At 43.2% G+C, this 15,523-nt stretch carries 17 protein-coding genes; 8 read left to right on the plus strand and 9 right to left on the minus strand.

Annotation, left to right across the window (positions count from 1 at the left end; translation table 11 throughout):
* Nucleotides 1-359 precede the first annotated feature (359 nt).
* The 3 genes from F6K64_RS12835 to petM form a co-directional block, all read right to left on the minus strand.
* Nucleotides 360-1,277 (minus strand): NAD(+) kinase, encoded by a 918-nt coding sequence (locus F6K64_RS12835; RefSeq protein ID WP_044492265.1) that lies wholly within the window; start codon nucleotides 1,275-1,277, stop codon nucleotides 360-362.
* Nucleotides 1,278-1,489: 212 nt separating this feature from the next.
* Nucleotides 1,490-2,467, minus strand: coding sequence for an SDR family oxidoreductase (locus tag F6K64_RS12840; protein WP_008179584.1), 978 nt, complete (start codon nucleotides 2,465-2,467; stop codon nucleotides 1,490-1,492).
* Between the two features lie 222 nt (nucleotides 2,468-2,689).
* Entirely contained in the window at nucleotides 2,690-2,794 is a 105-nt protein-coding gene (petM, locus tag F6K64_RS12845) for a cytochrome b6-f complex subunit PetM (protein WP_063747919.1), read from the minus strand.
* 162 nt (nucleotides 2,795-2,956) lie between these two features.
* Here petM and pdxA point away from each other — a divergent pair, with 162 nt between their 5' ends.
* The gene (pdxA, locus tag F6K64_RS12850; RefSeq protein ID WP_008179581.1) at nucleotides 2,957-4,057 is read left to right on the plus strand and encodes a 4-hydroxythreonine-4-phosphate dehydrogenase PdxA; all 1,101 of its coding nucleotides are present in this window, start codon (nucleotides 2,957-2,959) and stop codon (nucleotides 4,055-4,057) included.
* A gap of 20 nt (nucleotides 4,058-4,077) precedes the next feature.
* Here pdxA and F6K64_RS12855 read toward each other — a convergent pair whose 3' ends face one another.
* A complete protein-coding gene (locus F6K64_RS12855; protein WP_008179579.1) occupies nucleotides 4,078-4,452 on the minus strand; it encodes a hypothetical protein in 375 nt (124 codons plus the stop codon).
* A 603-nt stretch (nucleotides 4,453-5,055) separates the two neighbouring features.
* On the opposite strand from F6K64_RS12855, the gene msrP reads away from it, so the two are divergent.
* Nucleotides 5,056-6,045: a protein-methionine-sulfoxide reductase catalytic subunit MsrP gene (msrP, locus tag F6K64_RS12860; protein ID WP_008179577.1), complete on the plus strand. Its 990-nt coding sequence runs from the start codon at nucleotides 5,056-5,058 to the stop codon at nucleotides 6,043-6,045.
* 172 nt (nucleotides 6,046-6,217) lie between these two features.
* Here msrP and F6K64_RS12865 read toward each other — a convergent pair whose 3' ends face one another.
* Nucleotides 6,218-6,844, minus strand: a complete 627-nt coding sequence (locus F6K64_RS12865) for a class I SAM-dependent methyltransferase (protein WP_008179574.1) — start codon at nucleotides 6,842-6,844, stop codon at nucleotides 6,218-6,220.
* Nucleotides 6,845-6,951: 107 nt separating this feature from the next.
* On the opposite strand from F6K64_RS12865, the gene hemH reads away from it, so the two are divergent.
* Nucleotides 6,952-8,115, plus strand: a complete 1,164-nt coding sequence (hemH, locus tag F6K64_RS12870) for a ferrochelatase (protein WP_008179571.1) — start codon at nucleotides 6,952-6,954, stop codon at nucleotides 8,113-8,115.
* Between the two features lie 129 nt (nucleotides 8,116-8,244).
* Here the strand turns inward: hemH and F6K64_RS12875 are convergent, their stop codons facing one another.
* Nucleotides 8,245-8,745 (minus strand): DUF427 domain-containing protein, encoded by a 501-nt coding sequence (locus F6K64_RS12875; RefSeq protein WP_008179569.1) that lies wholly within the window; start codon nucleotides 8,743-8,745, stop codon nucleotides 8,245-8,247.
* A gap of 458 nt (nucleotides 8,746-9,203) precedes the next feature.
* On the minus strand, nucleotides 9,204-9,953 hold the full coding sequence (locus F6K64_RS12880) for a 2OG-Fe(II) oxygenase (protein WP_287265526.1): 750 nt from the start codon (nucleotides 9,951-9,953) through the stop codon (nucleotides 9,204-9,206).
* Nucleotides 9,954-10,392: 439 nt separating this feature from the next.
* Between F6K64_RS12880 and egtD the strand changes: the two genes are divergently transcribed.
* The gene (gene egtD / locus F6K64_RS12885) at nucleotides 10,393-11,424 is read left to right on the plus strand and encodes an L-histidine N(alpha)-methyltransferase (RefSeq protein ID WP_008179564.1); all 1,032 of its coding nucleotides are present in this window, start codon (nucleotides 10,393-10,395) and stop codon (nucleotides 11,422-11,424) included.
* Nucleotides 11,425-11,530: 106 nt separating this feature from the next.
* Here egtD and F6K64_RS12890 read toward each other — a convergent pair whose 3' ends face one another.
* Nucleotides 11,531-11,695 (minus strand): hypothetical protein, encoded by a 165-nt coding sequence (locus tag F6K64_RS12890; RefSeq protein WP_008179563.1) that lies wholly within the window; start codon nucleotides 11,693-11,695, stop codon nucleotides 11,531-11,533.
* A 35-nt stretch (nucleotides 11,696-11,730) separates the two neighbouring features.
* Here F6K64_RS12890 and ovoA point away from each other — a divergent pair, with 35 nt between their 5' ends.
* The 4 genes from ovoA to F6K64_RS12910 all read left to right on the plus strand — a co-directional run bounded on the left by ovoA (nucleotide 11,731) and on the right by F6K64_RS12910 (nucleotide 14,025).
* Nucleotides 11,731-13,095, plus strand: a complete 1,365-nt coding sequence (gene ovoA, locus F6K64_RS12895) for a 5-histidylcysteine sulfoxide synthase (RefSeq protein ID WP_008179561.1) — start codon at nucleotides 11,731-11,733, stop codon at nucleotides 13,093-13,095.
* A 130-nt stretch (nucleotides 13,096-13,225) separates the two neighbouring features.
* Entirely contained in the window at nucleotides 13,226-13,450 is a 225-nt protein-coding gene (locus tag F6K64_RS12900; protein WP_008179559.1) for a DUF433 domain-containing protein, read from the plus strand.
* A gap of 47 nt (nucleotides 13,451-13,497) precedes the next feature.
* Nucleotides 13,498-13,656: a hypothetical protein gene (locus F6K64_RS12905; RefSeq protein ID WP_008179558.1), complete on the plus strand. Its 159-nt coding sequence runs from the start codon at nucleotides 13,498-13,500 to the stop codon at nucleotides 13,654-13,656.
* 153 nt (nucleotides 13,657-13,809) lie between these two features.
* Complete coding sequence (locus tag F6K64_RS12910) at nucleotides 13,810-14,025, plus strand: hypothetical protein (RefSeq protein ID WP_008179557.1); 216 nt, start codon at nucleotides 13,810-13,812, stop codon at nucleotides 14,023-14,025.
* Between the two features lie 316 nt (nucleotides 14,026-14,341).
* Here F6K64_RS12910 and F6K64_RS12915 read toward each other — a convergent pair whose 3' ends face one another.
* On the minus strand, nucleotides 14,342-15,490 hold the full coding sequence (locus F6K64_RS12915; protein ID WP_287265527.1) for an RNA-guided endonuclease TnpB family protein: 1,149 nt from the start codon (nucleotides 15,488-15,490) through the stop codon (nucleotides 14,342-14,344).
* Nucleotides 15,491-15,523: the final 33 nt, after the last annotated feature.

Here is a 15,523-nt window from a genome sequence, read left to right on the forward strand (position 1 = left end):
TTGCGTTTCACAGATTACATACATGGATTTGGGACACCACCAGACACCACCAGAAACTACCAGATCGAGATTAATAGTACTAGGTATGAATACAACTTTCGAGCAACACGTTCAGGAAACCCTTATGGTTAGTTGATTCCAGCTAATGGTGTTTCTCGTAACCAACAGGCAGCAATCACCGTTTTTGACACTCCTGCCTAACCCCCCTTCCCATGGCCTGGCTTTCTTCAATTCAGCTGGAGGAAAGCCTATACAGAAAATCCTGATCTAGAAAATCCTGATTGTTTTGTTTACCTATATCCCCAGCTCCCCAGCTCGAGAATACTAGTTGACAAAACTTTCTGACATGGATGTACGCTCTAAGGCAACTCCACAGAGGTCGGTTTAGCAATGTGCGGCAATCCCCACCCCAACTTTTCTCGCAAAACCCTGAAAAACTCTGGTGCTTGCAAACGGATAAATCGAGCGGAGTAAGGCGATCGCTTAACTTTTATTTTATCTTCTGGTATGACGTAGCAACCACCATTGCCATCAACTACCATCACCATCGAATTGGGAGTAGCGGGAAAAATGGTTAATTGCTCTGTGTCGGCAAAGACTAATGCCCGAGATGCCAAAGAATGGGGACAGATGGGCAACAGTTGCAACACCGGCACCTCAGGAGTTAATACTGGTCCTCCAGCACTTAGAGAATAGGCAGTAGAGCCAGTGGGTGTTGAGACTATTATACCATCAGCTGCAATATCCACTGGTGCGTGATGTCCTATTTGTACCTCAAAATGGCACATACTCGTCAAAGGTTCCCGGTGCAATACCATTTCATTTAAACAAAGTGCCTCCCACCAAATCGTCTCATCTCGCAGGATCTGCACAGAAAGCATGGACCGTTCTTCTATAGCATACTCTTCTGCCATTACCTGCTCCAAGACAGAAGGCAACTGATTGACATAGGTCTCTGTTAAGAAACCCATGTGACCTGTATTCACCGTTAGCACAGGGATCCCTTGGGGAGCCAATTGGCGAAAAGCCGCTAGTACTGTACCATCTCCCCCCAATACAATTGCGAAAGCCATCTGGTCATCAAAACCAGGGGGGGCTAGTTTGTCCATTGGTGTATGACACACTGGTGATTGAGGACTCGAATAACCCAGAATTCCCCCAACCCCTGTCGCCATACACACTTCCCAACCCGCAGTCCTCAATTGGTTGTGCAACTCTTCAGCAACGCTACAAGCCATTGGTTTAAGGTCGTTGTAGATAATGCCTGCTTTTGGTATACTCACCAGTCCCCGTCTTGAACTACTTGGATTAAATTATCTGAAACATCATGGACAATTGTGATTTAATCAGCTACTGTCTTGATGCAGTCGCGCTATGGGAACCGGCTGTGTGCTCAGGCTGGCATCCGCACCTTGGAAGCCCCGTCGAGAAGCACTTTTGCTGCACTGGCTCCCCAAAACCTCCCGCTTATCGATTTTCCAGGAAATATCTAGGATTTAGATTTAAAAGGAGTCCTCTTCTTAGACTTCTTTTTAGCTTTCTCGTAATCGATTTCTTTGAGCTTATTCATAATCCGGTTAAAGTATTCTTGTAGATATTCTTCCAAAGTTGTGGTTTCCTTAGGGTCTAGGCCAAAGACCTCGTATACCTTATCCATCGGTGCATCCAGCGGTTTCCCGCTCACTAGCACCTCAGTGAAGGCAAGCCGATCTGCCACATTCCAGCCCCACTGAAAAAATCTCACGAATCGCCGCATACCCCGCAAAAAATTTATTGGGAGTCGGGCTATTTTAGCATCTTTACCGGACAACCGCTCACACAGGTTAATGATTTCGTAGGTACTATAGGCTCTGGTTCCCACAACCGGGAATGTCTGATTTACTGTTTCTGGAACTTCCAGAGCACGAATGCCAAACTTAGCAATATCCTGGGTGTTCATATAGGCGATGGGAGAGGTTTCTCCTGTAATCCAAACCGCCTGTCCATCCAAAATGGGGATCGCATACTGACCAATTAAGCCTTGCATAAAGCCACTTGGTTTCAAGATTGTGTGTGGCAATCCTGATTCTGCCAGAAATAGTTCTGTACAGTGCTTTATTTCCATCAGTGGGACATGAGCAAAATTCTCACTTCCCAGAATTGAGAAAAAGACATATCTTTCTATACCAGCAGCCACAGACGCTTGAATGAGGGCAACTTTCCCTTCCCAGTCTACCTGTCTGATGGTCAGAGAATCTGTTGGTCTCGATGTTGCCGCATCAATGACAGCTGTGATCCCTTCCAGGGCTTTTGGTAGGGTTTCTGGAACACACAGGTCTCCTTGTACTAGTTCTGCTCCCCATTCTTTAAGGAAAGAAGCTTTTCGTGGACTGCGTACAAGACAGCGTACCTGATGATCCTCGTCTAGTGCACGACGAACCACCTGTCTTCCTAAGGTGCCAGTTGCACCGACGACCAACAAGTTCATTATAGTAATTTTAGTAAGGAATCTTAAACTTTCTATAAGATTCTATCAGAAATTTTGTCGATCTCTCATTTTTCTGGTATTCAATAGGCAACGCCATCAGGTGAGGGGTGTGGGAGAATGGGTTTAGGCTAAGACAGCATAAGTGATTGGTTTAAAAGAAAACTGTGCCAGAATTCTTGACCAAACCCCACAGCCGTTACCCCATAACCCATTCACTAGAAACTATTCTGACACTCCCTGGATTTTGAGTAGCAAGAAGCCTAAGCCCAAACCCACAAGAATCAGGGTGAAGGACAAAAACGCTGCATTGAAAATTTCTGTACCCATTAGTTTTATGATCTCCTATGTACTTTTGTTACAAGGTATCATGACTAGGGTGCGAGAATATAGCAATCCTATGGAAATCCTGAGCAAGAGTATTCCAGCAAAGGGGTTAGGGTACTGGAGTGTTTACGAATTATGTCAGACTTGTCAACAAACCATCAGAACATGTCTTTGACAGGAAAACTTAACTCACCACCAAGGCGTCCTAGGTTAGCGGTGACCTTGGGAGATCCGGCAGGCATTGGACCAGAAGTTGTCCTCAAGGCATTGGCAGATTCCCAAGTCACTAGGAATTGTGAGATAACCGTGATTGGCAGTCGGTACCTCTTGAATGGGGCTTACACCCAGCTAAGTCAGCAGGGGATTGAAGATGTAGCTACTTTAGCTTCCCCAGAGACATTATCAATCCTTGACATTGAGTTGGATTACGGACAACGGCCTCAAATAACCCCAGGTGTTGGTAATGCTGCTAGTGGTGCTCTTAGTTTTATGTATCTGGAAAATGCGATCGCACTCACCCAACGTGGTGAGTTTGATGGTATTGTGACCGCACCCATTGCCAAGTCTCTCTGGAAAGCCGCAGGACATGATTATCCTGGTCAAACTGAAGTGCTAGCCCACTACTCTGGTGTCAAACAATTTGGGATGCTCTTCGTAGCGCGATCGCCCCATAGTGGTTGGGTGCTACGTACACTTTTAGCTACCACACATATTCCTTTAAGTCAAGTCCCAAATACCTTAACGCCACTATTGATGGGGAGTAAACTAGACTTACTGATCGCCTGTTTGGCTAGTGATTTTGGCATCAACAAACCTCGAATCGCGATTTCTGGGTTAAATCCTCATAGTGGTGAGCAGGGTCAGCTAGGTTGTGAAGAACAAGATTGGCTGATTCCCTGGCTAGAGCAAGAGCGCCAGCAACGCCCGACTATCCAATTAGATGGACCAATACCTCCTGACACTCTTTGGGTAAAACCTGGTCAGGCTTGGTACGGCAACCACCAGCAGTACGCTGATAATGCTCATGATGCTTATTTGGCACTCTATCATGACCAGGGCTTAATTCCTGTCAAACTCATGGCATTTGACAGAGCGATCAATACTACCATCGGTTTACCCTTTGTGCGTACTTCTCCTGATCATGGCACAGCGTTTGATATTGCCGGTCTTGGCATTGCTAACGCTACTAGCATGAAGGCTGCAATTAGCCTAGCTACTGAACTGGTGAACCAGAGGTTGAGTAACCCTTTAGCTATCAGTGCTTAGAACAAACTTTTAGTCAACCTTTACTCTCTTAGTGGAACCGCCAACTGGACTTTTTGAGTATTGCGAGTAGTTGGGGATTGAGGAAACACATTAAGTTCTTCCTGCTGGATGGTATCCCCAAAAACTATGTCTACATTGTCACTTGAACCAACCTTGAACTTAGGCTGTAAATTGTTACCTAAGCCTTCCTTTTCCTCCAGCTCTAGTGATGTTGGGAAAAAGGTGCCATAATCGTCTGAGACCGTGCGACCATTAACTTGGCGGAGGGTGTCACCAGACAGGGTTACTGAACCGCTTGGCTCACTAGACTGCGCTCCTGACTGAGCATAGGCAAGAGGTACCAATCCCACAACTATCCAGCCGATTCCTACTATAACTAGTGTTTTACGGATCATCAGCTTTCTCCTGGTTTTTTTATTTACGTTATTTTATTTATTTATTTATTTTTATTTTAGTAGTCATGACATTAATCTGGCATCCTAATACATCCTTATAAAAAAAAATAAGCGGTAGTAATTTTAACTATAGTTATTAACTATACTTGGCACAAGTATAACTTAAGCTTTTAACTGGCGCTATCAGTCAAGGCACTACTTGAAAAGCTACCCTTGCCAGCTATAAGCTCGTAAGCATTCAGCTATCAACTAATGCGCTACATCACAGCGTCGAAGCCTGTGCCACGCAAGCTACTTGAGGTGCTATCAGCTTATGGGCTATCAGCTTATGGGCTATCGACAAGCTAAGGGAACAGCTTTTGAATAAGCGATGCAGCGCCGACCTGCGGGGGTTTCCCCCACTCGCGCTTTGCATCAAGAAAACAGGTAAGCATTCGTTTAATGTCTGTTACGGAAAGCTGTTCCCGTAGCGTGAGCCTTGGCCTATGGCCACGCACTAGCGTTTGGCTGACGGCTAACGGCTGACTGCTGAATGCTTAAATAAGCTCCAGAGCCTCAGAGGCTGACTGCTAAAAGCTCACCGTCAACAATATCACTTACTTTATGACCATCATTCGTGTACCAAAGTCCTGGGAACTGCCAGAGCAACAAGTCACCTCAGAAACGGCTTATTCTAACCGACGTCGCTTTCTCAAAAATTTAGTTGGTGCCAGCCTAGGCACTGGAATGCTCTCAATTCTTGGTTGTCAAGCTTCCTCTTCTGCCTCAGACAAAGCTCTTGTGGAAACCCTAAATCAACCTAAGTTAAAATCCTTAGCAACCAATCCAGCTTTTGCCAGTGTTGACAGACCCATCACTGATCAGGATCTTGCTGGACAGTACAACAATTTTTATGAATTTGGCGGCAGTAAATCGATCTGGCAAGCAGCCCAAAATTTACCAACCAAAGACTGGAAGCTACAGGTGACGGGATTAGTCAAAAATCCCCAAACCTATGACCTAGATGATCTGCAAACTAAATTTCCCATCGAAGAGCGGATCTATCGCTTCCGCTGTGTAGAGGCGTGGTCAATGGTGCTACCCTGGATCGGATTTCCCATGAAAGCGCTGATCAAAGCAGTAGAACCTACTTCAGAGGCTAAATTTGTGCGATTTACCTCCTATTATGACCGCAAAATTACTATTGGTCCAGGCATACACCTTGGTTCCTTACCTTGGCCTTATACCGAAAGTTTACGTGTTGAGGAAATGGCTAACGAACTAGCATTTTTTGCTATTGGTATTTACGGTCATCTATTACCCAAGCAGCATGGTGCTCCTATTCGCATGGTAGTGCCCTGGAAATATGGTTTTAAAGGAGCAAAATCTATAGTCAAAGTCGAGTTTTTAGCTAACCAGCCAGCTACCTACTGGAATACTATTAATTCCTATGAATATGACTTTGAGGCAAATGTTAACCCCAATAAGCCTCACCCCAGATGGTCACAAGCTACAGAAAAATTCATCAGTAGCGGTCCTAACTTATCCTGGGACAAACGACCCACCCTACTTTACAACGGTTATGGGGAATATGTAGGTCAGCTGTATAGTTGAAGGTTATTTGGTTGTTCGCCTTTGGCGTTAGGTGTAGGGTAGGTTGAAGTTTGAAGGTTGAAGGTTGAAGGTTGAAGGTTTAAAAATGAAGGTTGAAGGTTGAAGGTTGAAGGTTGAAGGTTGATCGCCCTTGGCCTTCCCTTCGGGTAGGTTTTTTGGTTACTGTCGGCCTTTACCCTTTGGTCACCTGAATCACCTGTAAACTACCACCTGCGTACAAGGAGCGATCGCATACCTTAAACCCCACTTCCTCAAGCCCTTTGACCAAGTCAGTCTCCAGTAATTGCCAAGCTGTTTGGGTTTCAAACAACCACATAAATACCGCTAACCCTGGCCAAAACAAAACATTAGTTGGCTTGTGCAAATCCACTAGGGTAAATACTCCTCCTGGTTTAAGCACCCGGTAAACTTCCTGAATAATCTGCTGCAACACCTCAGGGGTCATTTCATGGAGTGCGGCGCTGGTGTGAACTATATCAAATTGAGCATCTGGAAATGGCATCTGTTCAGCCAAACCCTCTACATAGTTGGCCTGGGGAACATTCCGCCGCGCTCGCTCTAGGGATAGTGGCGAAATATCTAAACCTGTGACATGCTCAGACAATTCCACCAAGAACTGGGTTGCCTGACCACTGCCGCAACAGAGATCTAGCACCTTGGTTCCTGAATGAATTGTTAAGCCCTGTAACGGTAGCTGGCGGAATCGTCTCTCTCCACCCACGCTCAAAGCCGCGATCCGGGAAATACTATCATACAGCCATTGGTACTGATAACTCCAAGCTCTAAGAACTGTTGCCACTACTCACTCCTTCGTAAAGATCTGTGTTTCTTGTTGCAAATTTAAGTTAAAAAATATATTGTTAAAATCAGTAACAAATATGAAAGTTATGGGAAGCTGTGTTAACTATGGGTCGTGTTGGGGTATTATTGCTTAATCTAGGTGGGCCAGATCAGTTAAAGGATGTTCGTCCCTTTCTATTCAACCTGTTTTCTGACCCGGAAATCATTCGCCTGCCTTTTCCGTGGCTGCAAAAACCCCTGGCTTGGCTAATCTCGACTAAGCGTGCTAAGATATCCCAGGAGAACTACAAGCAAATTGGCGGTGGTTCCCCTCTACGGAAGATTACAGACGCCCAGGCTCAAGCCCTCCAGGAACATTTGCAAACGAAAGGGCAAGAGGTCAGTGTCTATGTGGGAATGCGTTACTGGCATCCTTTCACTGAAGAAGCGATCGCAACCATCAAAGCGGATGGCATCGAACGCTTAGTTATTCTACCGCTTTATCCCCAATTTTCTATCAGCACCAGTGGTTCTAGCTTCCGTCTGCTAGAAAATCTGTGGACAGAAGACCCAGACCTGAGCAAGATTGAACACACAGTCATTCCCTCCTGGTACCAGCAGCCACAATACCTCCAAGCCATGGCTGATTTAATTGCTCAGGAACTCGATAAGTTTTCTAATCCTGATCAAGTTCATATCTTCTTTAGTGCTCACGGTGTCCCGATCAGCTATGTCACAGAAGCTGGAGACCCCTATCAGCAGGAAATTGAGGATTGCACTGCCTTAATTATGAAAACCCTCAACCGCCCCAATCCCCATACTCTGGCCTATCAAAGTCGGGTTGGTCCGGTAGAATGGCTCCAACCCTACACCGAAGATGCCTTGCAAGAACTCGGAGCTAAGAATACTCAAGATTTGCTGGTAGTCCCGATTAGTTTTGTCTCGGAACATATCGAAACCCTGCAAGAAATTGACATTGAGTATCGAGAAATAGCAGAAGAATCAGGGATTAAGCAGTTTGAGCGGGTACCAGCCCTCAATACCCATCCCCTGTTTATTGAGTCTTTGACAACTTTGGTAGTTGACGCTCTCGAATCACCCAGCCGTGAACTCTCTGAGGTAATTCGTCCCCCAGAGACAGTCAAAATTTACCCTCCAGAGCGCTGGGAGTGGGGCATGACTACAGCAGCAGAAGTTTGGAATGGTCGTCTGGCTATGATTGGGTTTATTGCTTTACTGTTGGAGTTGATTAGTGGTACTGGACCGCTACATTTTGCTGGGTTGTTGTAAATTTCTTCAGGTTACAACAGAAACGGGCAAGTCTAGATCTAGCACATTTAATTGGGAGGGGGGGCAAGTAATCGTCCCCCTCGACTGCTCCCAAATATCACCCACTATCTACCAAATCTACTAACCCATCTACCAACCCATTGTTCCTGGTTCTCCCTTGAAAGGTCCAACAATATCACTGGTGATCCAGCCACCATAAAGATTGCCAGCTTGGGGTATAACTAACTCATCATCCACATAGCAAGCATCCATTGGACGAGGATAAAAACCGTAGTAGTCTCTAATTTCAGTAAAATGAGGGGTTGGCTGAAAATAACGCCAAGCTGCATTAGCTACTTGTTTGTCACCCACAACAACATTGTAATATAAACACTTACCTTTCCACTCGCACCAGGTTTGACGTGGTGTTTCAATTAGATATTCCAACTTAATGTCTTCAGCGGGAATGTAGTATATGGGGGGATGGCTTGTTTCCAGCACTCGTTTAGCTCGTCTGGTCTCAGCTAGAACGATATCATTGAAAATGATTCGGATATGCTTAGTTGTATCTTCCCAAATGGCAGGGCGAGGATAATCCCAAACAGATTCTTGACCTGGACTGGGAGGGATAGGAGTTGGTCTTGGTTTCATGTCCTCAGTTATATTAGACTATATACAACTTCATGGTGTGGAATAAGAGTGAGTAGTATTTTGGTGAAAGTCTTCATTCCGCAGTATTGTCCAAAAATTCATTGTACACATTAGGTGCAAATACCACTCTTGTCAAAAGATATGCACCTGGGCTTGTATAATCATTATTTTTAAATAAAAAAACATTGTCTCCGTAATTCTTTAATATCGAACTTAAAACAAGTAATCTACTTTGAATACATTCTTTTAGTTTATTTTGCAGTGTTGTAAAAAATCTTTTGTTAAGTAAGATGGTGGACAACCAAAAAATACAGTAGTTTCATTTTTTGTTATATTTAACACTTTTTTGTCAGTTTGTAAGAAATCGCCTATTATTGCTGTGGTTTGGCTAGGGTTTGGTCAAAGTAAAGGAAACTAAAATCAATACTTGTGTACCACTACAGGTGATTCTAGGAACCCTATACATAATTTGGATCTGAAGAAATTCCCTTTTGATTCGTATACAAGTAAGAATCTAGCCCCTTCTCTACAATAAACTCCACTCCTGGAAAGTCGTAACTCATCACTACATTAATTCTTTCTTGTTCACCTTCTAACGCTTTCACGCTATGAAGACATTTGTCTCCTTGCATAATCACTATCATCCCTTGACGAGGTTTGATAAATACTTTTTTACCAAAAAAATATCGAATTAACTTAAGCTTTACTACAGCATCCAAGCACTTTTGTATAAAGGTGAATTGTTGGTTTTTCCTGCCAAACCTAAGCCTATAGTTAGGATACATTTCTAGTTCCCCACCTTCTACTGAATTTAAATATAGTAAGGCGGTAACAGCATTTCTGTCATAGTGCCATCGATACTCTCCACCTGGTTTAATGATGTTAATGTTAACTGCTGGTAATTTGTTACTAAGAGGAAATAGAACCTGACTACTGACTTTGTTCACTAATAGATTGACATTCTCGTATAACTGCCATACTTCAGGTAAGTATTTCTCAATTTGTTGCCCATTAATTACAAAATATCGAAGATCTCTTTCTTTAAAAGGTCGATAAACTTCAGTTACTTCATATTTTTTTTGTCGATAATTAGCGATTGTTTTTAAAAGGGTTTCACATTCCCTAATTGTCAAAAAATTATCAATTATTAAATAACCTAATCTTTTTAAATCTGAGATATTTTTTATTTTAATATCAGTGTTTTTCATAATCATTAATGTTGATTTATGGCCTATAAAAAATTTGTAGTATTAAATAAATTTGGATATTACGTACTTGTTATGTTAATTAAAATCTTTGGGAAAGGAAGCATTTAGCAGTGGAAAGAGCCTGTATTCAAAAAAAAAAATTAGTGATGATTTCATTATATCATATTTGGCCATAAAATTTGGCCATCAAGTTAACTTAGCTTTCATTGATCATACTCTTGCTTATTTGTCAAACTAATTTAGATGGGTTTGCCCTGCCCTCAGGCAAAATCGACAAAGTATAGCTCTTACTTTGGACAGCGAACCCAAAGTAAGAGCTATTTAAAACTGGTAAAAATTATGGTACTCTTAACCGGTGCTAATCCGAACATGGGTTAAGCAGTATAAATGTACTGTTTTTAGAAAACTGTTTTTGGAAAACTAAAATTAAAAGAGTATTATGTCAACAACTTTTCAAGAGACCACAAAGAATCTGAGATTCAGTGAGGATCGCCTAGGAATTAACTATCTCGGGAGTGCCAACCTTCCTACTGCAACAGATGATGGCAAAGATATCATTCGAGGATTAACCCAAACGCCGAAATGTTTGCCACCTCGTTACTTTTACGATCAAAAAGGCTCCCAATTATTTGAGGAAATCTGCGAGTTACCGGAATATTATCCCACCCGCACAGAGGCAGAAATTTTACAACAGTATGCTGTAGAAGTAGCCCAATTGACGGGAGCTTGCGAATTGGTGGAGCTGGGTAGTGGCAGCTCTACCAAGACTCGCTTGTTGTTGGATGCCTATGAAAACCAGGGATATCCTTTGCGCTATGTTCCTATTGATGTCAGTGGGGAGATTCTTGAAGAGAGTGCCAAGCAGCTGTTGCTGGATTATCCCAAGTTAAAGGTTCAGGGTCAGGTCGGAACCTATGAACACGCCCTGAGCCAATTAACTCCAACACCATTACCTAGTCGGATGGTTTTCTTTTTGGGTAGTAGCTTGGGGAATTTTCCTCCTGAACAGTGCGATCGCTTTTTTGAGAAAATGACAGCTTTACTAGCACCAGGAGATTACTTTTTGCTGGGCATTGACTTAGAAAAACCCAAGCAGATTCTGGAAGCTGCCTATAATGATACTCAGGGGGTGACTGCGGCATTTAACCTGAATATGCTGGCACATCTGAACTGGCGTTTCCAAGGAAATTTTGACCTCGATCGCTTTACCCATCAGGCGATTTATAATCAATCGGAAACTCAGATTGAGATGTATTTACATTGCCAGCAGACCCATGTTGTGCGCTTAGCCAGCCTGGATTTAACGGTTGAGTTCCAAGCAGGAGAAAGCATGCTTACAGAAATTTCTCGCAAATTCAATGTGGAGCAGATGGAGCACTATCTAAACGATCGGGGACTAAAAACAGTTCAGGCTTGGACTGATATTAAGCAATGGTTTGGTTTACTCCTGTGTCAGATACAGACTGTGTAATCGACGTGTAAGCTATCAGCTATCAGCTTTCAGCTATCAGCTTTCAGCTATCAGCTTTCAGCTTTCAGCTTTCAGCTTTCAGCTATCAGCTATCAGCTATCAGCTTTCAGGCAAAGGCCTGTGGCCAAGCTACACCGAACAGTTTTTGAATAAAATAAGCCGACCGCTGACTGCTGACCGCTGACTGCTGACTGCTGACCGCTGACCGCTGACTGCTGACCGCTGACCGCTGACCGCTGACCGCTGACCGCTGACCGCTGAATATAGACACCCCTAAGTTGAAGAATAGTATTTGGAACTCAAAGGATGGATACTCTCGAATCTACTCAATTCCCTCGCCTTGACACCTGCAATAGCGAAACTATTATCAATTACTTTAAGAATTCATGGGAACTCGAAGATGTTCTGATGAAAAGTCTGGTTGGGGAAGAAACATTCTATATCAGTCCCGACCCCTTAAGAAACCGTCTGATTTTCTATTTGGGTCACTCTGCTGTCTTCTACATCAATAAATTCCTTGGGGTTGGGTTATTGGATAAACCCATTAATCCTAACTATGAAATCCTGTTTGAGATTGGTGTAGACCCGGAAACTCCTGAAGAACTCGATCAAGCAACCAAAGATATCCACTGGCCGAAAGTGGAAGAGGTTTGGCGGTATCGAGATCAAGTGTATGGGGTGGTTATAGAAACTATCGAAAAGACTCCTCTGAATCTGCCAATTCATCAAAATCATCCTCTTTGGGCGCTGATGATGGGAATTGAACACAGTCGCATCCACTTTGAAACCTCTTCGATGCTGATCCGACAACTGCCTGTAGAGCGGCTTGAACGTCCTGACAGCTGGAATTATGCTGTTTCTAATGGCAAGGTTTCCAAGAATGAAATGCTCAAAGTTTCTGGGGGTTCGGTAGCACTTGGTAAACCAGAGGATTATCCTATCTATGGCTGGGATAGTGAATATGGCAATCGTTCGGTAGAGGTTAAACCGTTTTTAGCCAGTCAGTATCTGATTACCAACGGAGAATTTCTGGAGTTTGTCAATGATAATGGCTACGATAATCCAGATTACTGGGATAAAGAATCCTGGATTTGGAAGACAACCTATAATATTAAGCACCCTAAATTCTGGATACCTAGCAATGGTGGCGACAACTGTGGCTACAATTATCGAGCGCTGTTTGACGAGATTGACCTACCTCTCGATTGGCCCGTTGAAGTGAATCATCATGAAGCCATGGCTTACTGTCGTTGGAAGGGTAAAGGGATTCGTTTGATGAGTGAAGCAGAGTGGAATATTGCCACTGCTGAGCTTGATGAAAGTAGCACAAATTTCCAGCAAGACCCCTTTGGGATAGAGGATTACAATCTAAATCTCAAGTTTGGCTCACCTAGCCCAGTGGGTATGTTAGAAACTGCTAAAAGTCCTACTGGACTCTATGACCTGCGGGGGAATGTATGGGAGTGGCTGAGTGATGACTTCAAGCCGCTACCAGGATTCAAGCCCCATCGGCTCTATGAAGATTATTCTGCTCCGTTTTTTGATACCCAACATAACATGATGCTTGGTGGTGCTTGGGTGACTACTGGAACAGAAGCATCCACATTCTATCGTAACTGGTTCCGTCCCTACTTCTACCAACATGCTGGGTTTAGAATTGCTGCTTCATAGCTTTTTGTTGTAAAAAAAGGTGTAAGCATATGCGCTACTTGAGATGCTACTTGAGGTGCTATCAGCTATCAACACCGGAGCTGTGGGACTTCTTTTAACATTGAGTTAAATAACACAAGACTAACAAACTATGGACTATCGCCACATCATCACCATCGAGCCTGGAAAACGCAGTGGTAAACCCTGCATCAGAGGCATGCGCATTACCGTCTACGACATTTTAGAATATCTGGCCGGGGGAATGACAGAAGCAGAAATTCTAGAAGATTTTTCTGAACTAACGTCCGAAGACATCAAAGCCTGTCTTGCTTTTGCAGCAGAGGGTGAGAAAAAGTTATTCGTGGTATCTTTGTGAAACTTCGTGCATAAAATGTCTATAGAAAGGAGCGGGTTGATGAGGTCATGGAAAATGATGAAGTTAAAAACGAATATTATAAGCAGGCAATTTTATCAATAACAATAAATACAGTAGTAGTTGCAGTAGAAACAGGTAAATCAATCCTTCTACTTGGGTCAATGGCAATTAATAAAGCGTGGAGAGCGATATTATCCCCACCCTAATACTAACCTGAAGACTTGTTTAGAAATCTGGACTTATAAAGTTAAATAAATTTAAGCCTTAATAGATACTGAAGTCCAGGAAAAAAAACTTCATGGCAGCGGACGAGGACTATTAGAATAGAAAGGTACGCTCGACTTGAGCGGAGTGTTTATATGGTTTCATCAGAACTAATCTCGACGTTGAGAGAACTGAGTCGCTCAGACAAGTTCTATATCATACAGATTCTGATTTCGGAACTAGCCCAACAAGAAACTGATTTAATTAAACCTGACCAGTCTTACCCAGTGTGGTCGCCTTATGATGCGGTTGAGGCAGCGGATACGATGTTAAAAGTGCTACAGGCTGCCAAAGCTCAAGATCATGGCTAATCCTGAACGATATCCAAAAGACCTAAAAACCGCTCTCCCAACAGACCCTTAGCAACCACGAATATAGCGCAGCAATTCTCCCCTAAACGTTATCCCCTTTAGTCAGGATTCTGGTGATGGTTTTGACCACTGATACGGGAACGCTTCCGATACTTTTTAGCTACTAAAGTCTACCAAGCAGACTCTAGCCCGCCAATGCAAGCTGATTTTTCAGCCAGGGTGTATCTACCAAGGCACGAAGAAATATTCCTCGTGCGCCATTGATGTCCCGTTCGCGTTCGCGCAGCGTCGGCTTTGCCGAAAGCGTGACCAAAGGTCAATCCATTATCCGGCCATCAATCTTCGATCTAATAATCTTGCTTCCACCAACGTTGACCAATTCACCAGTCCAACTAACAGTCTTACTGGTATATGCTTCACATACATCCACTACTATTTTTCCATTCTCAATCGCCTTGTGTTTTAAGAATTCCTTGAACCGATAGTGAGCAAAAGATAACATATTGCGCACTGTCTTAGACCTGATTTTTCGCTTTGACTTCTTGGACATTTGAGATGTCTCAAAAGTAGGGAGTAATATTACGTCAAAGTTATTTACGAAAAATCTGGCAGCCTTATGATGAAGCTCGTTAACTAGATTTTGGATTTTGATTACCATCCTTCTAGCAGCTTTCCTCATTCGACGTTTTTGCTTACCTTTGGCTTTGCTTATTTTTGAAATAAGACTATCTAGGTGATGACATAATCGCTGGATTCGCGAGAAGTCACCTTGGCCAATTTTGCCAACATAAGTTTCACTGAAAAACGTCAAGAAAGTTCTAACGCCAGGGTCTAAAGCTACTACTCTACCTTGGTTTTCGGTCTTTTCTTGAGTAGTAGTGTAAGGAACTACTAAATAATAATTTCCGTTGTTGCTAACCAATCGGCAGTCACAAATTTTTTCAGGGAGTGCTTCAGCAAAGGTTAGTGCCCCTAATTTTGTGTGATAAACTCCTTTAGATGAAACCGCCGATTTTGGGATGTAACAAGACTGAGTAGGATTTTTCCTAGACCTAAACTTTACCCGGTTGATTTGTGAAGTTTTTTTGTACTTTTTCTTGGCTTCTCTGACGGAGGTGCAAGCATCCTTAATCGCTATAGATTTGATTTGATAAGGCACTGTCTTGCACCAATCAGGAAGGTCATTTAAGATGCCAGTTTTAATGGCTTTCCAGTTGGCTTTAACTTCTCCACTTTGAATAATTTTTACGGTCTTGTTAAAGACATAGCGAGACACTCCAAACCATCTTTTTATCATGGAACGTTGCTCAGGACTTAGGAACACTCGAATCTTCTTTGATTTTTTTGCCGTATTTCCGGAGTCCGTGGACTCTGCAAGAGAAGACGTGAATGATGGAGAGAAGATCTGCTGTAAGTTCCAATTCGGGGCAGCTTTCAGGCTGGTCGAGAACCAGGATTTTTCCACCGTTGATACTGACCGGAGATGAAACCTTAGAGT

Origin of the sequence: Moorena sp. SIO3A2 (assembly GCF_010672265.1) — a bacterium.
GTDB lineage: Bacteria > Cyanobacteriota > Cyanobacteriia > Cyanobacteriales > Coleofasciculaceae > Moorena > Moorena producens.